This window comes from Pseudonocardia sp. TRM90224 (assembly GCF_021245725.1).
GTDB lineage: Bacteria > Actinomycetota > Actinomycetes > Mycobacteriales > Pseudonocardiaceae > Pseudonocardia.
This window is the reverse complement of the sequence record NZ_JAJGSX010000001.1, coordinates 408,210-430,763: the sequence shown is the minus strand read 5'-3', so window position 1 is coordinate 430,763 and position 22,554 is coordinate 408,210. Positions and strand designations below refer to the sequence as shown.

Sequence of the window (22,554 nt, the reverse complement as noted above, 5' to 3'; positions counted from 1 at the left end):
CTGTTCGCGACGGTGGGGCCTCGGGCCTTGCCGCGCGTCCGGCTGCCGCCGTGCGGTTGCGGATGACCCCGGCGGCGCGGGCGGCGGTGCTGCTGCGGTGGACGCTCGGACTGGCCGGAGCCGTGGTCGCGCTGTGGATGGGTGGGGCGCTGCTTGCCGCTGCCCCCGCCGCCGCGGCCGTGCCCGCTTCGGCGATCGCCGCCCAGGGCCTCCTGAAGGGAGGCACCAGCAGGCCCGCAGGCGGCAAGGACGGATCCGGCTCCAACGGCAAGTCCGACTCCGGGAAGTCGGACTCGGCCAAGTCGGAGAGCAAGGGCTCGGACGGCGGGGACTCGAACGACAACAAGTCGAACGACAACTCCGACAACAACAAGTCGGAGAGCAAGAAGTCCGAGAGCAGGAACTCGGACGGCGACGGCGACTCCGGCGACCGGAAGTCGGACAAGGGCTCGGACGAGAAGAAGTCCCCGGAGAAGAAGTCTCCGGAGAAGAAGTCCCCGGAGAGGAAGTCCCCGGAGAGGAAGTCCCCGGAGAAGAAGTCCCCGGAGAAGAAGTCCCCGGAGAAGAAGTCCCCGGAGAAGAAGTCCCCGGAGAAGAAGACCCCGGAGAAGAAGACCCCGGAGAAGAAGACCCCGGAGAAGAAGACCCCGGAGAAGAAGACCCCGGAGAAGAAGACCCCGGAGAAGAAGACGCCGACGAAGGGCACCTCTCAATCGGACGACGACGATTCGGTCGACGAGAAGGCGCACACGCTCGAGCTCCGGCTTCCGGCGGGTAAGAAGAACGACGAGAAGGCGCACACGCTCGAGCTGAAGCTCCCCGCGGGCAAGAAGGACACGGGCGCCGACAAGAAGGTCACCGACGCGAAGACGGCAGCGGCGAAGAAGATCGCCGAGAAGAAGGCCGCGGCGGCGAAGAAGATCGCCGAGATCAAGGAGGCCGCAGAGCGCGGCGTCAAGACGATGATCGGCAAGCGTGGAACGGACGTCGAGACCGCCATCGGCAGGGCGGCGGAGAAGATCGCGGAGCTGCAGGAAGCGGCGGGCAAGAAGAAGCCGACCTCCGGATCGACGGGCAACAAGACCAAGCCGGCGGTGAACCGCCCCGCCATCGAGAAGATCGTGAAGGACGCGAAGGGGCTCGACGCGGAATACCGCGGCGCCTCTGAGAAGGAGCGGGCGGAGATCGCCGAGAAGGTCGCGTCATGGGCCGCGGCGGCGCGCAAGGCGCTCAAGGGCGACCCCGACGCGACGGCGGTGATCACGAAGCTCATCGAGCACCTCCGCAAGGACCCCACCGACGGGAAGCGGCCCAACGAGGACGGGGCGCGCCCGGACCACCACGGTGACGACGCCGAGCAGCGCGGTCCGCCGTCGTCGGACGAGCAGACCGAGAAGGTGCTGAAGGGCCGCATCGCGCTCGCCCGCAGCGAGGACGCGCTTGCCGCCGAGAAGAAGAACCTCGCCGCCGGCAAGGGCAACGCCAAGACCTACGCGCAGCACGTCGCCGCGCACCAGAAGCTCGCGAAGCAGGTCGCCGCCGATTCGGCGAAGCTGTCGAAGGACGACGCGAAGCTCGTGACGGACGTCGTCAACGGGCAGCGCGGGATCACCAAGGCAGAGGCGCAGCTGGCCGCCGAGAAGAAGCAGGTCGCCGCCGGCAAGCTCGACAAGAAGGTCTACGCCGCGCACGCCGCCGCGCTGGAGAAGCGCAAGGACGCGGTCTACCGCACCACCGAGGAGCTGCAGGAGTCGCTCGGCGGCCCGTCGAAGAACAGCTTCGACGACCTCGAAAAGAACGGCGCGTCGGCCGGCTGCGGCAAGAGCGGCATGTTCGTGAAGTGCGGCTCGGCCACCAAGACCGGTGAGACCATCCGCACCGACTCGTGCGTCGCCCTCGCCGGTGTCTCGAACGGCTGCGGTGTCTCGTCGTCCGCGGGTTCGATCAAGGCCTCGGCGTCCTGCACGCTGACCGGGAGCAAGCAGGGCTGCGGCAGCAGCTCGGCGAACGGCTCGATCAAGGCGTCCGCGTGGTGCGCCAGCGGCACCGACTGCTCGCAGAAGACCAAGGCGACGGCGACCACGGCCACGGTGACCTGCAAGACGAAATCCGGCACCTGCCGCGGCAACACCACCGGACCGCGGACCTCCACGAAGGTCGCGGCCAACGTCACGGCGGCGTCCTGCACCGGCCGCTGCGAGCTCGACGGCACCGCCGACGCCCGCGGCGCCGAGACCGGCTGCCGCGCCGACGACGGCTCGTGCTCCGTGCGGGGCACGGCGCGCGGGGTGAGCAACGGGGCCGCCTCCTGCACCGTCGAGGACGGCTCCTGCGATGCGCAGGGCAGCGCCCGGTACGTCGACGGTGTGCTGAAGGGCGACGCGAGCGCCGACGTCGACTGCAGCGGCTCCGAGACCTGCAAGGGCAACGCCGGCTCGTCGTCGAGGGGCGCCGTCCGCGGTGTTGCCGCCAACGGCAAGCCCACGCCGGTCCGCGCCACGACCTCGTCGGCCCGTTGCTCCGTGACGATGGGCGACTGCTCGTCGGAGGCGCGCTCCGAGGTCACCACGGAGCCCGGTGACACGGCGGGCACGCGGGTCGCGGTCGCGAAGAGCGACGCCGGCGCCGACGTCCGGTGCGCCTCCACCACCTGCACCGGAGCCGGGAGCAGCGCGACGGCCGGTTCCCTCACCGGCGACGTCAAGCCGCGCGGCACCGGCGGCACCGCGACCTGCACCGTCCGCGGCGACGGCGGCTCGTGCGCCGCGGACACCGGCTCGGACGTCACCACGCAGAGCGTCTCGACCGTCGAGGCGAAGATCGAGTGCGGCGGCGGTGAAGGCACCTGCGGCGGCACGGCCGGCTCGGAGACCCGCGCGGTCGACCGCGCCATCGCCAACGCCGTGGTGCGCGGCGCCCGCGGGACCGCCTCGTGCACCGTCGCCGGCGGGAAGTGCGCCGGGACGACGAGCGGGATGTCCACCTCGGCGGGCGGCGGCGCCGCGCAGGTCGTTGCCGGCGCGAAGCTGGACTGCCCCGAGGGCTGCACCGGTACCGCCACCAGCGCAACCGCCGCGTTCGCCGGGAACCAGAAGGACAAGGGCGCCACGGCGACCCTCACCTGCGCGGTGAAGGACGGCGCCTGCGGCGGCGAGGCCCGCTCCGCGGCCTCGACCACCGGTGCCGCCGTGTCGCTGCTCAAGGACCTGGCCAAGGACGCCGACGGCGTGCGGATGCCGACCGGCGGGCGTGACCTCCTGAACGGCCCGCTGCGGCTCTCGAGCGTGGCCGACGTGACGGCCTCGATCGAATGCGCAGGCGGCTGCACCGGCAACGTGACCACGTCCGCGTCCGGTTCCGACGGCGTCAACACAAAGGGCTCCGACGGCACCGCGGGCTGCGCGCTGACCGGCGGCGACTGCTGGGGGAGCAGCCGCTCGGTCGCCAGCGCCGGCGCGGACGTCGCCCAGCTGCTGCCCGACCTGCCGCCCGCGCAGAAGCTGCCGGCCAACGGCCAGCCGAAGTCGATCGCCGGCCCGGCGCCCGTCCCCGGCCCGTCGAGCTTCACCGACGCCTTCGCCGTCGCGGACTGCCCGGAAGGCTGCACCGGTAGCGCCTACTCCCGCGCGAACGGCGGCACCGCACCCGCGCTGCTCGGCACGTTCATCGGGGGCAAGGGCGCCCGCGGCCCACCAGCCACGAGCACCAGCAGCACCCGCGGTACCTGCAACGCCACCGACCCCTGCCGGGTTCAGACGCAGTCGAGCTCCGCTTCCGGCGCCGGTGTGAACTACCTCCTCAAGCGCAACGCCACGAAGCTCCCGTCCTCGATCCCGGTGACGATGAGCCAGTCCGGGGTCTACGCCCAGTGCGGCGGACCGGACTGCACGGCGAACACCGTCAGCGACGCTCTCACGAGCAGCGCCGGTGACGCCGGGAAGAGCACGTCGCACTCGACCGGCCGCTGCCGGAACGAGACCGGTTGCGCCGTCGGCTCCGACGCCGTCGCCAGCACGCTCGGCACCACCGGGCTGACCACGCCGCCCGTGAAGGGCAAGAAGGCGACCTGGATCCCCGGGGTCGCCGGGATGACGCAGGCGGGCTCGTCGCTCGACTGCCCCGATGGTTGCGACGGCACCGTCACGGGCGACTCGACCTCGGCCGCCAGCCCCGACGGCGGCGCCTCCGCGGCGCTGACCGCGGCCAAGAACGGCGTCAAGCGCCCCGCGCGCGCCACGAAGAGCGACCCTGTCGCCACGAGCCGCGGCGTCGCCTCCGCCGGTTGCAAGGCCGGCTGGAGCGCCTGCGAGGCAGGCATCGTCACGGGCGCCTCGGCCAGCGTCACGCCGAACAACCAGCAGCGGTTCGCCGCGACCTCGGCGTTCGCCTCGGCATCGTGCAAGAGCGCCGGCCAGGCCGCCTGCCCGACCAGCGCCGGGACGACGTCGGTCGGCACCGACAACCCGACGACGATCGGCCGGCCGGGAGTGGTCGTCCCCGGCCGGGGCGCCAAGATGATCGGCGCCGCGAAGTGCGCGACCGGTGGCGCGTGCGATGCGTCCACCAACTCGTTCGCCGCTGACCACATGGCCGAGGTGAGCGGCTCCTGCAAGGGGTTGGGCTGCCACGCCGGGACGACCGGCAAGGCCGTCGCGACGCCGCAGCGCGGGGTGCTGGCGCAGCTGAACAAGGAGGCCGCGGCGGCCGCCAAGAAGGAAGCGGCGAAGCAGGCCGCCGCCCAGAAGAAGAAGGGCATCAAGCAGCAGAAGGGCACGACGGAGAAGAGCGTCTCCGGGTGCGGGGCGACCTGCACGCCGAAGGGCCCGGTCAAGGGTTCGCACGCGGCGGTCGCAGGGTCGTCGTGCACGGCCGGCGCGAAGCAGACCTGCCAGGTGACCGGACGGGTCGGCGCGTCGGCGCTGGGGGCGGACGCCTCCGCGGCCTGCTCCGGATCGAAGGCCTGCAAGTTCACGTTCGCGGTGCGCAGCGGTGCGACCGACAGGTTCGGCACCAACGTGGCGGTCGGCCGCGGCGCCTGTGGCACGACGGGTGGCGCAGGCAGCGGCTGGTGCGCCACTACGGCGCTCGCCGAGACCAGCAAGACCCAGGCGTTGGCCGGTGCCGCCTGCAGCGGCAGCAAGAACGCGAAGTGCACCTACAGCTACCGCGGCAACAGCGCGCAGAGCGACAAGGCGAAGAACGCCGCAGGCAAGGCGTTGGCCACCGGCTGGGGTTCGGGCCGCTCCGGCAGCGGCACGGTGGTGACCAGCGCGTTCGCCGAGGCCTCCAAGGGGCAGGCCGTCGCAGGTGCCTCGTGCGCCGGGACGAAGGGCTCCAACTGCCGCTACGCCTACCTGGCCAAGGCCGAGGACCGCGCGAAGAAGGCGGGCAGCAAGGCCGCTGCGAAGGCCATCGGGTGGAAGAGCGGCAAGCAGGGCGGCGGCGCGGTCGTCGTGCTCGCGCAGGCCGTGGCCGGCCGTGGGTACAGCGGCGCGTCGGCGGTCTGCGAGGGCGCGGCCAACTGCCGGCGCAGCTTCTCGGCGCGGACGTCGGCTTCGGACTCGTACGGTTCCAACGTCGCTCGCGCATCGGCGCGGGGCAAGGGAACGGGCAAGCAGGGCGCCGGCGGCGTGTTCGTCACCGCGCAGGCGAAGGCGGGCCCCGGGTACGCGATGGCCTCGGCCTCCTGCAAGGGCGCGAAGAACTGCCGCCACTCCTTCTCGGCCCGGGCCGCGGACTCGGCGGGCTTCGGCAGCAACTGGGCGCACGCGTCGGCGCGCGGCTCCGGCGGCGGCCGGATCGGTTCGGGCGGCGTCTCCGTCACGGCGCAGGCGCAGGCGGGCCCCGGCTACGCGGCCGCCTCGGCGTCGTGCTCCGGTGCGGCCAACTGCCGCCACTCCTACGCAGCGAGCGCGGCGGCGTCGGCGCGCTACGACGGGCCGGGCCCGAATGGCTCGATCGTGCACAACCGCGCGCAGGCGTGGGCGCGCGGTTCCGGCGGCGGTGGCCAGGGCGGCGGCGGGGTTTCGGTGTCGGCGCAGGCCCAGGCGGGTCCGAAGGGCGCCGGCTCGGGCGCGAGCTGCTCGGGTGCGGCTAACTGCCGCGCGGGCTTCACGTCGTACTCGGCTTCGGACGCCTACTACGACGCCGACCACCACGCCCGCGCCCGTGCGTCCTGCTCCGGTGGCGGGTCCGGCGGGTGGTGCGCGACCGCCGCCGTGGCCATCGCGAGCGCGAAGACCGCTTCGGCGGGGGCGTCGTGCGCGGGGAGCGCCGGCGTGAACTGCTACCACTCCTACTCCGCTTACAGCGGCGCCAAGCTCAAGACGCCCAACACCATCGTGAAGGGCAGCACGCGCTGCGGCGACAGCGGTGGCGTCGGCGGCGACGGCTGCGGGACGTTGGCCTACTCCGAAGTAGATCCCAAGACCGGCATGACGATGCTCTACCTCGCGTGCGACGGCCCCGGTTGCAAGTTCAGCGGCACGGCCGACGTGCACATCAAGAACCTGATCATCAACGGCAAGGCGCACCAGCAGTGCACGAGCCCCGCCGGTGGCGGCAAGAGCGGCTGCACGCTCGGCGTGCAGGGCAAGTTCAGCACCGACCGCTCGAAGGAGGACATGTTCGGCGACGTCTTCGGCTTCTGCGTCGGGACGAAGGGTGTGAGCTGCAAGGGCAGCTACTCGATGGAGGTCGACAACGGCGGCTCGTACGGCGTCTGCAAGGGCTTCGGCACCGGCGGTTGCCATGGCGAGGCGCTCTCCAAAGCCAGCAAGCCCGTCCTCGTGCAGCCGATCTGCGCGAAGGGCGTCGCCTGCACCTGGACCACGTCGTCGTTCAGCAAGAACGAGCTGACGTCGGCGGACGGGAAGCTCAAGGGTGACGCGGACTCGTTCTGCTCCACGTCGAGCGCCGCCGGCGGCACGGGGTGCGCCACGTCGGCGGAGGTGATCTTCAGCAACGGGGAGGTCATCGCCGTCGCGACCTGCTCCGCCGGACAGGCGGACGGTGGTGGCTGCAGGTCGCACTCGCACACCGAGGCCAAGGACAGCCTGAACAAGACGATCGGCGTGGACACGCGGACGTGCAACAGGGGAACCGCCGGAGTCTGCCCGTCGAGGAGCTTCGCCGTGACGGGCGAGGGTCCGCGCGGGATCGGAACCGGCAACGGCCCGGAGGTCCGTGGGACGTGGGACGCGTCGGTCAACCACAGCTGGGCTGTCGCGGGCGGCAGCTGCTCCGCCGATCCCGGCGCCACCTGCACCGGCAGCTTCACCACGAACGTCGACAGCGGTGCCGGCACCAACACCATCTGCCGCGGGGTCGGCGACGGTTCTTGCGACGGCGACGCCACCCCGAAGCGGGCCGAGTCGACCGGCATCGGGACGGGCACGATCGAGGCGCACACCCCCGACGAGGACAGGTCGGGCACGTTCCAGAGTTGGGGCTGGGGCTTCAGCCCGGCGACGACCATCGGTGCCGACACGCACGAGACCCCCGGCCGGCTCGCGATCAACGTCGGGCGGGGCGCCAAGGACTTCTACACCGGCCTGGACGAGACGATCCCGCAGTTCGCCGAGGACGTGGTCACGCACTTCGGCAACTTCGGCAAGCTCGTGCTCAACCCCCGCGACCGCAAGCACGGCGAGTCGCAGGAGGCCTGGACCAAGCGTGTGCTGGGCGGCACCGAGGACGAGAAGTTCCCGCTCAAGACGATGATGGACCAGAGCGGCAACATGCTCGGGAAGATCATCAACCGCAAGGCCGGCAACGAGCTGTTCTGGGAGCCCGTCCCGAGCGTGATGACGGCCATTTCGGGGCCGCTGATGCTGATGCCGTTCGTCGGGGGCGGTCTCGGTGCCATCGCCAAGGCCGGCATCCGGACGGCCGCGACCAAGACGGTGGCGACCGCCGCGACCAAGTCGCTGGTCAGCAGGGCGGCCGCGACGGCCGGCAAGGTCGCGCTGGGCATCACCCGCGGGATCGCCTGGGGGGTCAACACGATCGGGATGCTGCCGTTCAAGCCGTTCACCATTGCCGGCCGCGGGGTCGCCTTCGTCGCGAGCAAGGGCCTCACGCGGATGGCGGAAGTGGCCACGGGGCGTGGCCTGGTCACGCGGGCCGCCACGCTGAACAAGATGGCGGCGGTCTCGGGCGCGCTCGCCCGCCGAGCCGGGGTCGGCGGCGCCTTCGCGACGTTCCGCGACCCCACGCTGATGCTGCGTGGCCAACGGCCTGTTGCCCTCGCTGTCGGCAAGGGTCTCGGCTGGGTGGCCGGCCGGAGCGGCCAGATCGCCGCTTTCCTGCGGATCGAGCCGACGCGGGTCGGCGCCGTCTTGAACAACGCCGCCGTCCGCACCCTCGCCTACGGATACGGCCTCGGGCTCCGGCGATCGTTCGCGGCGCCGGGCAAGACGACGCTGGCGGGTGTGCGCGAGTTCGTGCGGAACTACGGGCGCCAACCCGTCGCCGCAGGGGTGGCGAGCCAGCGCGCGCCGGTTGCGGTGACGATCGTGAAGCAACCGGCCGGTGAGCTCGGGGCGCAGATCCGGGCGACCGAGCAGGCCATCGCCGCGCTCGACGAGCAGATGGCGAAGGACGCCGCGGCCGCCAAGGTGGTCAGCCCCAAGGACCAGGCGAAGCTGGCGGAGCTGCGGGCCGAGCTCGCCGAGCTGCGGGGGAAGGCGCCCGAGAAGGGAACGCCCGAGGCCCGCCAGCGGGCGGCGCGGGTGGCAGTGCTCGAAGCGGCGATCGCGAAACTGGAGGGGCAGGGCACTAACCCCGCCGCGATGGCGCGCAACGCCGCGAAGCGGTCGAGCCTCAACGTCGAGCTGCAGTCCCTGAAGGACCGCGCGCGGATCGCCGCCGCGACGGAGATCCCGGTCTACTACGGCAAAGGCGGCCGGCCCTTCGGCGCTGCCTCGAAGGACGGGGCCGGAACGGGCTCGCCGCGTTCGCCGCTCGCGCCCGAACCGGGGACCCCCGGCGGCAAGGGTGTTGCGCCGGCCGGCTCGCAAAGCGCGCGCGGCGGCACGGGCGCCCGTGGCGACGACGGCCCGACGAACGGTCCGCCTTCCGTCCGTCCAGCCGACGACCAGCCCGGCGCCGGCAACCCGTCCCAGGGCAACCCGCAGAGCAGTGGTGGGCAGTCGAAGCAGCGCGCCGAACAAGCGCCACCGGCCAGAGGGCCACCGGCGTTCCTGTCGAAGTTCCGGAAGTTCGTCGGTTCGGTAGCCATCGTGGCGATGACCGTCGCTGGGCTCCAGGTGTCCTTCGTCCGCGGCTCGGCCGAACGTGTTGCGGCTGAGGGTGCGTCCGTCACGGCCACCACCTCCAAGACGATCGGTGATGGGCTGCGCACGGGGGAACAGCCGGCCGGGAACAGCGGTCGGTTCGATGCGCAGGACTCGGTGGGGCAGAAGCCCGGAAAGGAATCGCCGGCAAAGGACGCTCTCGGGAAGAACAACGTCGGTGATGACGCCGTCAACGGTGGGAGTGCCGCCGGATCGATCGACAAGGTCCTCGGCGCTGCGCTGTCGACGGGGAAGGGACCGGTCGCCCGTGCGGTCGTGACGGCCGCTCTCGATGGGACGGCCGGGCCAGGCACTGGCACCGACAACGGCATGGAGCGGATCGACGTCGCCGTCGTGGCGCCCATGCTGATCACGCCGATCGCCGACAACCGGGTGACCGGTGGCTTGCTCGAGGCCATGTGGTCCGACGGGGTCGCCCGGACGTACGACAGCGGGCCGAATGGATACTCACCGATCGCCTGGGGCGTGTTGAACGCGCTCACACCGACGATGTGGGACGCCAAGCGCGGCGAGTGGGTCACGAGCGGTCCGGCCTGGGCGAACACGAGGATCGAGAAGGCCTGGGACCAGTACCTCCGCGACCGGAAGACGGCGAGCCGGCTGCGCGCGGCGAACCCGGACGCGCCCGAAGCGGGCGACCGCGAGGACAACCTGTCCCCGCTCGAGAACAGGCAGAAGCAGCTGAACCAGGCGGCCGACGAGGCGGAGGCCGCCGCAAAGCAGCAGGAGCGTGACGGCGCGGGGCTCCTACGCCGGTTCCACCTGCAGCGCGGCCGCAAGGAGCCGGGCCGCAACCAGGATGTGAGCTGGCGCAAGCAGGCGCAGCAGCTGCTCGACACGATCGCCGCTCTCCGTGCGATGGCCGCGGACTACCGCGCTCAGGCCGCGGAGCTGGAAGCCGAGATCGTGCGGCAGCGTTCCGCTGACGCCGGAATCCCGACCACCAACGTCGAGTTCGTCGAGCTCCCGGGTGGCCGGATCGGGGTTGAGTTCACGGAGCGGAGCACCGACGACCTGCGGCGCGCCCTCGAACAGGTCGAGACCGGCTTCAAGGACGCCATGACGGCACGCCGGGCGACCGCGAAGTCGGCGTCGCCGGCCGCGGCCGCGGCGCTGAGCTGGCTGGACGCCCTCTACACGGGCGGCGCGCCGCTGCGGAAGCTGTACGAGCCGGCCCGCGCGGTTGATGCCCTCCAGCGGCAGGCGCCGGCCAAGAAGATCGGGAACGTCTCGTTGGGCCTGCTCGCAGGGCTCGCCGATGAGGGTGTGCCCACGCCGGTGCTGCGCGACCTGCTGCGGCTGGCCGACGAGGCCGGCGGCGTGCGGCCCGAGCTGAGCCGCGACGCGATCATGGAGCTCCGCGCGCTGCTGCGCGCCGGCTCGACGAAGGGCGGTCTCGACGCCGTCACGCGGTTCGCGGAGCGGTACGGGTTCGGCTGGGACGAGCAGACGCGCACCGCGCTGGCCGGAACCTTCCGGAACATGGACCGCGGTCTGACCCGCCCGTGGAGGAAGAGCCCGGTGATGCGAGCGGGGGCGGTCCTGTCCGTCCTCGGCTCCGGGAGCCTGGCGGCCGCGCTGCTGGGCGCGGCCCCGCTGCTGATCGCCGCGGTGCCGGTGGTGGGCGTGACGGTCGTCGCGCTGGTCACGAGCAAGCTCCGGTACGGGTCGGTCCGCGGTCCGCCCGCGCAGCGCGCGGTGTCGAGCCTGGTGCTGGGCGCCACCGCAGCAGCATTTGCCGGCATCCCCGGCGCAACGCCGATCGCGCTCACCGTGGTTGCGCTGACCGCCGTCGCCGTGATCGTCGCCGTGACCGTCGCGCTGCTCCGGGTGGTCGGGCCACGCGGTGTTGGCGAGCTGGTCGTCGCCGGCGCCGTGATCGGGGCGACCGCGCTGGGCGCCACCACGTTCGGTGCCATGACGGTGATTCCGGCGCTCGCCGGATCCGCCGGTGCCGTGGTGCTGGCCGCCGCGCTGGAAGCAGGCGTCCAGGCGCTCAACGGCAACCGGATCCACCCGCTGGCTGCCCGCACCGCGCGGGTCGCGGTCCCCGTCGCGCTTGCGATCGGTGCCGCCTTCGCCGGTGGGCCGCTCGCGTTGCTCGCCGCCATGGCCGGGATCACGATCGGTGCGGGTGTCGTGCGCGGGGTTCGTGCGGTGACCACCCGCGGCCGCCGGGTCGTCGCCGGGTGGGCGATCGTGACGATGGCCGCGCCGTGGTTCCAGCCGGCCGGGCTCCCCCTGTTCGTAACGGTGGCGCCGGCCGTGCTCGCCGGGTTGTTCGGCGCCGCGCCGCTGGTGCTCGGAGTCGGCGCTGCCGCCGCGGTCCGGGCCCACCGGGTGACGCTCCGCGGGCTCGTCGGGGTGATCGGCACGGGCGCAATCACCGGAGCCGCCGTGCTTGCGGGCGGCATCGTGGCCGGCCTGACCGCGGGCGCGGCCGTCGCCGCCGCCGCCGGAGTCGCGGTCGTGTGGCAGATCCTCCAGCGCCTCGCAAGGCACGCGGTCACCCCGCCCGCCGTGCGCGTCGCGCTGGGTCTCGCGCCGGCCGCGTCGATCATCGCGGCCGGTATCGCCGGCGGGCCGGGTGCGGCGCTCGCCGCCGTCGCCGGGATCGTCGTCGGGAACGGTGTGGTCGCGGCGGCCCGCGCGATCGCCAAGGGCGGCCGTGGCGCCCTTCGGGTAGTGGCCGGCACCGCGGGCGTCGCCGCGATGGTGGTGCTGCCCGTCGCCGGTGTGCTGACCGCACTGAGCGGCGGCAGCCCCGTCGGGTCGGTGGCCGCGGCCGCGATCCGGCCTGGTCTGACCTTCGAGGTTCGGGAAGGCGACACCTACACCAGCATCACCGAGGCGATGAACCTCGGGCCGGACGCGCTCGCGGCGGCCAACCCCGGCCGGTTCCCAACGCTCGCCTCCCGCAACCTCATCCTCGCCGGAGAGCCGCTGAACGTGCCTTCGGCGTGGGACGGCGTGTGGCGGCTCGACACCAACCTGTGTGATGTGGCGCAGCGCTTCAACGTCAAGGGCGGCGTCGCCGCGCTGATCAAGGCGAACCCGGAGCTCGCCGGAAAGGACCCCCGGAAGCTCGACGACGAGTTGCCGATCACCATCCCGGGAGTCATGAAGCCGACCGTGCCGCGGCCCAGCACGCCCACACCGACCCCGACGCCGAGCGTGATACCCAGCGCGACCCCGTCGGCCACCCCGACGGTGACACCCCCGGTCGAGACCCCGACTTCGACCCCGACACCCGGCACGGGCGCCGGCACGACCCGTGGCCCGCCGTTCTGGTCGGTCGCCGCCGACGTCGCCCGCGTGGTGCTGTGGGTCGCGGCCGGCGCCCTCGGGCTCTTCTCGCTGGGGATGTGGGCCGCATCTGGCCGCCCCGGCCTGTCCCACCTGGCCGGCGTGCGCAAGTTCGCGGGTGCCGCGTGGAAGCGGATCAGGCAGCTGAAGCCGTCGGCGGTGTCGACGGGCATCCGGATGGCCGTGACTGCCGGGCTCGGCCGGATCGCCCGCTGGTCGTGGGAGAACGCGATGTCCCAGGCCGCCGCCGAACACGCCGCCGCGACCGACCCGAAGGAGCGGGCGGAGGCTCGGCACCGGCTGGAGGTGCTGTTCGCGGCGCTCGTCGACGCCGGGTCGCGGCCGGTGTGGCTGGCGGCCCTCGCGGGCTGGAACGTCGAGGCCGTGCTGCTCGCGGTGCAGCTCGTGCACCGGGAGCACACGCTGCGGCAGGTGGCGGCCGAGCTCGACGACCTGCACGTCACGAACGCGGACCGGGTGCTCGGCGAGATCCGGGCCGTGCTCGACGATCTGGACGGCGCGGCCCCCACCGCGCCCGTCGCCGACGAGCTGCGTGCGCGGCTCGCCGAGCTGGACGCGCTGATCGCCGGGGCGTGGCCCGGGGCGATGGCGTGGCGCGCGGCCGCCGGTGCCCTCGGCGTCGGCCTGCGCTGGACGGCGAAGGGGCTCGTCGCAACGCTCCCGGACGGGAGCGCAGTTCCGGTCGACCCGGCGCTGGTCGCGCACCTCGCGCGGTGGCTGACCACCCGGGAGGCCGCGGCCGGCGCGCCGGTGGCCGTCGCCGAAGCTGCGGCCTGGTGGGGCGCGCGGTTCGCCGACGTGGCCGGTGGCGACCGGGTCGCGGGGGTCCTCGACGCGCTCGCTGTCGCGGCCGCCGCGGGCGGGATCGAGCGCGGCCTCGCCCTCGACGTCGCCCGGCAGGTGCTGGCCGCAACCGGTGGCACGGACGCGCTAGACCGCTCCGCGCTGACCGGCGACGCGGCGGCGCTCGCCGACGAGCTGGGCTTCGTCGGAGCCCGGACTACGGCGCTGGCCACCGATCTGGTCGAGGTCGCCGACACGATCCTCACCGGGATCGCGGAGCTGCCGGCGGGCCGTGGAGTCGCCGAGACCAGCGGCCGGGTCGACGCGGTCGTCGAGGCGATCGACGCCGACATCGCCGCGCTCGACGCCCGGATCGATGCCAAGACCCGCGCCGCCGAACAGGCCCGGGAGGACGTCGCTGCGGCGCGCAAGCGGGTGAAAGCAGCGAAGGCCCAGAACGACCGCGGGAAGCGGGAGCGCGCCCGCAAGGCCACTGTCGACGTGCGGGTGGCGCTGGAGCAGCTGGAGCGCCACACTCGGTCGGCCGGGCGCTACACCGCCGCGAAGGCGAAGGCGGTCCAAGCGCGGGACGCCTACGTGCGGCTGGCGGGTGCGCTGGCCCGCCTCCCCGCGGGCGCCCCGACGGACGAGCTGGCCAGGAAGGTGGTCGCCGCCGCGCGCGCGGCCACCGACGCGGTTGTCGTCTACCGCGCCGTGCTCGCCGAGACGCTGCCGCCGCGGGAGGCGCTGGCCACCGGGTTCGCCATCCAGGAGCTCCCCTTCCTCGCCGAGGCGACCGCCGCGGTGAACCGGCTGCTGACCGACAAGGGCGCCACCGCCCGCATCACCGAGCTCCAGCTCGCCGACATGGTGCGGGCGAGCCTGCGCAGCGTCGCGAACGGCGAGGGCTTCGTGATGGTGCTCCCCGGTCCGGACGCGGCCGAGCTCAAGATCGAGATCAGGCTCGGCGAGATGGTCGAGGACGTCACCCCGTCGGAGCTGGCCTCGCAGCTGATGGTCGGCTCGATCCCGCAGGGCGGTCGTTCGTTCAGCGCGGGCGCCAACCGCCGGATCGGCGTCCCCTGGACCCCGGACCTCGGCGCCCTGGCCGACCTCATGGATGGCACGCACATCGGGGCCGCGCTGAGGACGCTGGGCCAGGTGTTCCGCATCTCGGTGAACATCGGGCGGAACGAGGGCACCACCGTCGGGGCGTCGGGCTTCGTGCTCGACGGCGGGGTGGCCGACAACCGCGGCGACTCGATGCTGCTGCAGGTCGGGATGGGCTGGGAGCTCTCGGTGCGGGTGGCCGGCGACAACCCGACCGCGTGGACGGACACCGTCCGGGTCGACGCCGCCCGGGGCGCCGGTGCGATCGGGCCGCAGGACGCCGACCTGTTGCGGTTGTGGGTCTCGCACACCTATGCGGCCCGCGCCCCACCACGGACGGTCGACGGACCGCAGCGGCCGCAGGGCCGGCTGCCGCACCACGCACCCCTGGTCGTGAAGGGGCTGAACGCGTTCGCCGACGACATCGCCGTGCGGTTCGGTGCGCACGGCGAGATCGGGCAGCTGGCCCGCGACCAGATCCGCGCGCTCATCGCGAACGACCTGCCGGGCCGGTTGCAGGTCGCGACCGACGCCGACGGGCTGCTCCGCATGATCGTCGACGAGCGGGGCAACCCGATCGCGGCCGTGCGGATCACGTCGAAGGTCGTGTCCGGTCGGATCGTCGGGACGGCGAGCATCAAGGAGCACATCGAGGACCTGTTCGTCGCGTTCTCCGGGAACTCCGGGTCGCTGAGCACGGGCCGCAGCGCCGGTATGGGTGCTGCGGTGCGCCGGATCTCCGTCGTCGTCCGCGGGTTGTTCGGGTTCGACGCGGGGCTCGGCGGCGGATGGTCGTGGTCGAGCACGCTCGGGACGAGCGCGAGCAGCGTGGCGATCCACCCCGCCGTGCACCGCTTCTCCGGCCGCACGATCGCGCAGGAGCTGGAGCTCACGCACGAGGCCGAGATCACCTGGCTGGACGGCAGCCGCGCCCCGAGCTCCGTGCGCGGCGCCGGCACGGCGCTGGTGCGGATGAGCGAGAGCGCCGCCTACCGCTACGGCCTCACCATCGACGCCGAGGCCGTCGTGGGCGAGGCGGCCGACGGCACCGCGGTGCTCCGCGACGACCCGAAGCCCGGTCCGCCGAAGAGCCGGACGGCCGAGCAGCCGGCGTTCATCGGCAACAACTTCGCCGACGGCAAGATCCGCGGTGTCGGGCACGGGCTCGTCCGGGACATCACGGACCTGGCCGAGCTGCGCCGCCAGGTCATGGAGAAATTGGCCGGCACCGGATGGCTGCCCACGACCGGCGCCGTCGGCATCGACCCGCGCGAGCTCGCCGTCCAGTGGTCGAACCTGAGGGAGCTGACCGAGCAGCTGTCGGACGTCCGGCTGCAAGGCAGCTACGACCAGGCCGCGCAGCAGGGTCTGATCTTCACATTGCTGCGCCACCAGCCGGGCCAGGAGCCGGTGCACGTGCTGGTGCGAGTCCGGGTCGAGGCCGACTGGGACAAGCTCGACTACAAGGGCCACACCGCCGCGTGGACGACCGTCGGCCTCGACATCGGCTCCAACACGGCCGGCCGCTCACAGTCGACCGAGACCTCCTGGAACTTCAAGGGCTCGGCCGGGGCCGCGATCGGCAAGGACACCGACCCGGCCGAGCCGGGCCTGCAGGCCGACGACACCATCTCGTTCCGCATCGAGGGCAGCCGAGAGGCGGGCCGCGACGCGGGCAGCTCGGCCGGTGCGACGGCGAACCAGGTCACGCTGGTCGAGGGCACGTCGACCACGGCGGTCTTCGAGATCAAGCACAAGGTCGTCGTCGAGCAGCTGCTGCCGGGAGGCGCCACCGAGGAGCTCGGCCACGTCCACGGCACCGCTCAGCTGCTGTTGCCCTCCGACCTGCTGCCCGACAGCAACCCCATCGCCGAGATCGACGCCCAGCCGGTCGGCGACGGTGTGCTGGCGCGCATGACGCCGCTGGCGGCCGACTTCGGCGCCGTCGACGCGCTGGTCGAGCGGCTGCTGCCGGCGGGGATGCGGCCCGACTCACCCGCCGCGCACCACCTGCGCGAGCTGGTGAGCGTCGACGGGCTGCGCACCCACCTGCTGGAGCTGATCAAGGCCGGCTACGGCACGTCGCTCGCGGTGCGCGCCCAGGACGGCAGCACAACCCGCTCGGACCTGTGGCTCACGGCAACCCCGAGGTCGATGCGCCTGGTCACCGTGTCCGACCTGGTGATCGGCGACATCCACCTCGCGCTGGGCAGCCACGGGACGTCCGGCAACCGCCCGGTCGCCATCGGGCTCAGCGGGTCGTTCGGCGGCGGCCTGAACCGCCTGGCCGACCTCAACGGCGGCGCCGGGATCAAGGGGAGCCGCTCGACGAGCCGCTCGACCGGCTGGTCGGGGCTCGGGATCTGGGGCCGGGAACGCCTGACGATCGAGCTGGGCCGCCACTACGTCTACACGATGGACCTCCGCATCAGCGGTGGCACCGAGGACGGCGTCGTCGGCACCGTCGCGTTCGCGTTGCCGGAGCGCGACGCGCTGCAGCTGTACGTCGGCAACGAGCTGGAGCTGCCCGCCGACCAGGTGGCCGATGCGGTCGAGCGGTTCGTCAACGGCACGTTGCAGCTCGACGACGCGCTGGCGCACCGGCTGATCCACCGGTACCTGGCCGACGGCGACTCGATCCACACCGAAGCGGAGCTCGCCGCGGCCCTGGCCGAGGCCTTCGGCGCCTATCCCGGCCCGCTCGCCGAGCGGCTGGCGGACGGGGTGGATCGGGCGGCCGCGCCGCCCGCGGTCAAGCTGCCCGTCCACATGCACGACGCGTTGGGGCAGTCGGCGATCGAGCAGGCGACGTGGCGGCGCGCCGACGACACCCGCACGGAGCTGTTCGGCGAGGTGCTCGGGGCCGTCGAGCACACCGTGCCGGGTGTCCTCGACCACGACCCGGTGCTGTGGCAGGCGCTGAGCAACGCCTTCGCCGGCAAGCGCTGGACGGGCAACGTCGACGCGATGCTCGGCGAGCGCGGGTACCGGCTGCGCCTGCCCGTGCGGGTGCCGGGCAACGAGCCGGGCGCCGACCGCATCACCTGGGTCGACGTGACGGTGACGGCGCGGGTTGTGGGGGAGCCGACGCTGCGGGGCCGGGCGCCGAGCACGCTGATGATCATCCAGGACTACGGGTACGGGCAGACCGAGGGGAACGCCGGCCGCTCGGTCACGATCGGCGGCGGCGTGCAGGGCGACGCGGCCGGGATCTCCGGCGGGGCGAGCACGGGCCGCACGGCCGGCAGCTCCGGTAGCACGGGAACCACCGGGACCCGGCTCGACGGCACGGCGACGTTCGACGGCGCCGACCGGGTGGCGCAGACGGTCGCCGTTACCATCCAGGTCCGGCACGGCCGCAGCACCACGAACACCAGGGTCGTGCTCGGCGAGCTGATCCGGCTGATCCCGAACGGGCTGCTGGACACCGGCGCCGTCGAGCAGGTGACCGACCCGCGGGAGCTGCGGCTGCCCGACGAGTTCAGCGTGGAGGGCGTCCACGCACCGAACCTGGTGGAGACCGTCCAGGCCGCGGTACGCCGGATCGCGGGCGGCCGGCTGAGCAGCACCGCAATGGCCGACATCGACCATGCGCTCGCCCCGAACGCCCGCAGCGCGTTCCTGCGCCGCATGGTGAGCCCCGGCGGCCACCGCATCGCGCGGATCCCGCTCAGCCGCCACCGCTACGTCGACATCGTGATCAGCGCGGTCGCGACGGGCGGGCGCATCATCGTCGCCGGCCGCGATGTCGAGCTGCGAACCGTGAACCGGCAGGAGACCAAGTTCGGGTACGGCGTGTCCGACGGGCGGCTGCTCCCGCTCTCGTGGAGCTTCGGCGGTGGGGCCGACGAACCGAGCGTCTCGTTCGGTGCGCAGAGCTCGGCCGGGGCCGGCGAGACCGGGGGCAACCGCGGCGAGTCGTCGCTGTTCATCAAGGACACCGGCGCGACGATCGAGGTCGGGCTGACCTTCCACGTGCGCCTGGAGCTGGGCAGGCTCGCCGCCGACGGCACCGCGAAGCCGATCCGGACCGCCGTCGTGGACGCCACCGGGACCGGCTACATCACCCTGCTCGAGCGCGACCTCGCCGAAGCCCGCTATGAGCAGTCCGGGCAGCGTCCTGCACCCGAGCTGACAGCTCCGGCGCCGAGCCTCGGGGTCCGGCCGGAGTCGCACTCCGCCGGCGGCATCAGCGGTGGTGTCGGCGGCGGGGTCGGCGGGGCGGGCGGCGGCGCGCTGGCGGACGGCCGGATCAGCAAGGCCGAGGCGAAGCTGCTGCGGAAGTCGTTCAAGCGGATCCGTGCGACGGCCCCGCCGACGATGCGCGCGCACGGTCGCGTCCGCAGCCGCGGCCCACCGGTGCGGCTGAACGCGAACGAGGAGCTGCTCGAGGTCGTCGAGCAGGACCTGGTGGCCGAGCTCGTGCGCCGCAAGATGTCGCCCGATGCCGCGGAGGCACTGGTGGCGAAGCTGATCATGTTCAGCTTCCGCGACGGGCCGACGTCGGTGTTCGTGGTGATGTCGAAGCGGGTCGCGCCGCTGCAGCGGCGTGGGCTGCTGGCGCGCGCCGTCGAGCACGAGCGCATGCACATGAACGGGTCGTTCGCCGACGAGGCCGCACACGTCGCGCACTCCCGCGGGATCGTCGACGACCTCGACGCGCCCGCCCCGGTGCCGTGGCGGGCCCGCGCCACCGGGGTGGTCGCCGCGCTGGCGGGCGGTTCGTGGGTGGCCGTGACGGGCGACCCGCTGGCGGCGGCGGGCATCGCGGGCGGGGTGGTCGGGGCGCGGGCGGCGCTGGTGGTCGCGGCACGGAAGTTCTTCGCGTCGCGCCGCGGCGCCGCGGCGCTCACGACCGGCCGGTCGACGGGCACGGTTGCGAAGAAGCACCGAGCGCCGGCCCGGCTGCGCAACTTTTGGCAGCGCATGCCGCTCGTGGTGCACATCGGGTGGGCGCTGGTCAGCGCGCCGTTCGAGAAGCTGCGTGCGCCCCTGGCCAAGGTCCGGGCGGCGTTCGCGAAGGTCCGTGGCGCGCTGCGCGGCGCGGCCGCGACCTTCAGGCGGATCGGCGTGACCGCCGGCGGCGAACCCCGCCCCGAGTACGAGATCCGCCTCTACACCCCGGTGATCCAGAAGGCGTTCGGCTGGGTGATCGAGAACCTGCTGACCCTGCTGGGCATGGAGGCGGAGAAGGCGAAGGCGGTCGCGACCAGGATCACGGGGATCGTCTCGCTCTTCCCGCACTTCAAGAACCGGCTGACGGAGAGCCTCCCCCCGGTCAGCAAGCTGCACCGGCTGACGCTCGCCGAGCGGATCGAGCGGGCGCGGGCGATCCGGAACGTGCTCATCGAGCGGGCGTTCTCGGCGGGCGTGACCTACCCGGTCGAGAACGGGATCCTGCTGGAGATCGGCCTGCCGGGGGTCCTCGGCAAGTGGGTGAAGCTCACCGTCCTGTTCAGCGCCGTCGCCATCCAGGGGCTGATCGTCGAGGACGACGTGACCCCGACCCGACTGGTGAGCCCCAGCAAGTGGCTCAGCACGGTGCCGGTGGTCCGGCTGACGTTCCGGTTCACGTTGCGCAACGGCCCGTACGACCCGGAGGGGACGTTCCACCTCGACGTCTTCGCGATGGCCTACGGGATCATGGGCGGTCGGCAGATCGCGCCGGCCGTCTCGGCGCCGAAGCTCATCGGCCGGCATCCCGTGCGACGGGTGACGAACTGGCTCCGCTCGCACGACCTGTCGCTGCGCACCATGCCGGGGCTGCGTTACCTCACGGTGTCGCAGCTCGGCTTCGGCTTTGGCCAGGTCAACCTCGGCAACTTCTTCGAGCTGCGCTGGACGTTCCGGGCGATCACGATCACGTTGCGCGGCAAGGACCACCCGATCGACCTCATCACGGGCTTCGAGAAGGTGCTCCGCCCGGCGGCCACCCGGGTGTGGCGGGGCATCGGCAGGCCGTTGCCGGGCCGGGTCGGTGCGGCGTGGCGCTCGTTGCCGCAGCGGATGGCCGACGGCGCCGAGCGGTGGCGCGCCGGCCACCGCCTGCGGGCGCTGGACCGGATCCGGGCGGAGGGCGCCGCGCAGGAGAAGCGGCTCCGGGCGGTGACCGACGAGCTGGCCGCGGCCCGCGAGCAGCAGCGTGCGATCACCCGCGGCCCGCGCTCGGCCACCGGAACCACACCCGGCCTGCTCGACCCGGCCACCGATGTGAGACGGCGGATCGCCCGGCTCACGAGGCTGCAACGGCGGCTCCGCGCGGCCATCGACACCAACGACGAGCGCGCGGCGGAGCTGCAGGCGACGATCGACGCGGCCGCGTTCGCTGCGGCGCACGCGGCGAACCCCCGGGCGTCGGTCCCCGGCGGGCCGCTCGGCAAGAACCTCACCGAGGAGGAGATCGCGCTCCTCATCAGGGCGGCCGTGCAGCTGCTGCGGGAGCGCGGGCCGCCGTCGGGGCTGCTGTTCCTCGTCGACGAGGCCGACCTCGTCACCACGCTGATCCAGCGCGGTGCGGAGCCGGCGCAGGCGGCGTCCATCGTCGGACGGCTCTACACGTTCGGCCTCACCTACCGCGGCACGTTCCTCGTGATGGTCACGACCGAGCAGCACACGCGGCTGTCCGCGTTCGGAGTGCTCGACATCGCCCTGGAGCACGAGGACCTGTACCACCGCGTTGGTGCCGGCACGCACACCGAGGCGGACCACCTCCGCGACTCGCAGGAGCGGATCGCGCGCATCGAGGACACGATCGCGGAGGCCCTGACGCGGGCCGGAACGGATGCCGGACTGCGCTTGCCGTACGGCTCCGCCCTCGACGAGGAGCACCTCGGGGCGCTGCTGGACGGCGCGCCGTTGACGGCCGACACCCGGGCCGCGTGGGCGTCCCAACTCCTCGACATGCTGAACACGACCCGGCAGCCCACGACGTTCCCCGAGTTGCGCGACGTGCTGCACGAGATGGTGTTGGCCACCGTCGCGATGCTGCGCGGCGAGCCACTCGGACCGCAGTGGGCGAACGTCCGGCCGGCCGCCGTGCACTGGCTGAGCGAGGGCAGTGCTGAAGCGCTGTTCGACCACGACCTCGGCATGGCGGCCGACGCCGGCCACATCCTGCGCGGTGGGGTCCGTCGGATCCATGCCAACGAGGTGATCGGCGTCCTGCATGCCTTCGTCGACGGGGAGCTCGCTCCGGCGCTGGGGCTGACGCGCGCGGACGCGAGGATGCTCGCCGACGCGTCCGAGCGGCTGGTCGACGGCAAGGACTGGCAGTCTCCTCAGCTGCACACACCGGTCACCGTCCGCGAATGGTTGCCGAACCGCGCTATCGAGCAGCTGTGGACGTGGGCGCACTACAGCCGCGAGGTCAGGACGTGGCACGTCCTGCGCCTGCGCGACGTGCGTGCCGCGATCGGTAACGGGTTCGCGGACGCTCCGGAGTGGCGCCCGCTCATGCTGGCGGCACTGGACGAGTTCCGGTGGGCCGCGATCACGCTGCGCCAGGAACCGAGGGTGGACGAGGCGGTGTTGCGTCGTGAGCACGAGAAGGCGCTTGCCGAGCTGTTCCAGATGATGTCGGACGTGGGCCTGCCCCTGCGCAAGACCATGATCAGCAAGGAGCTGAAGCAGCCCCGCGAGTCGTTCTGGGACCGGTCGACGTCGAGGGAGTGGCAAAGACTGCGCCAATATTCGCTCGAGACGCTGAGCAGCCTCGAGCGGGTCGTCGAGGAGTGGGAGGTGGATACCAGCCCGGCCGGGATGCTGTCGCTGGCCGTGCGCGATCGAGTGTGGGGCCTGGTGGGCGAGAACTGGGGCGCCGGCCGCATGCCCCGCTACATCGCCGCCGGCCACGAGCTGCGCGAGATCGCTGCTGATCGCCTCAAGAAATCGGTGTCGACCGAGCTGGGCAAGCTGCTGGTGCCGAACGAGAACCAGAAAGGCCCGCTCTTCAGGTTCAAGTCCGTCGACGACGCCCCCGACCCGTAGCTCGCGCCTCACACACCTCGTGGTGGCGTCA

1 protein-coding gene is annotated in these 22,554 nt (G+C 72.9%); it reads left to right on the top strand.

Going from position 1 to position 22,554, the window contains the following annotated elements; translation table 11 throughout:
* Positions 1–50 precede the first annotated feature (50 nt).
* Complete coding sequence (locus LL648_RS01745) at positions 51–22,523, top strand: hypothetical protein (protein ID WP_232660571.1); 22,473 nt, start codon at positions 51–53, stop codon at positions 22,521–22,523.
* Positions 22,524–22,554: the final 31 nt, after the last annotated feature.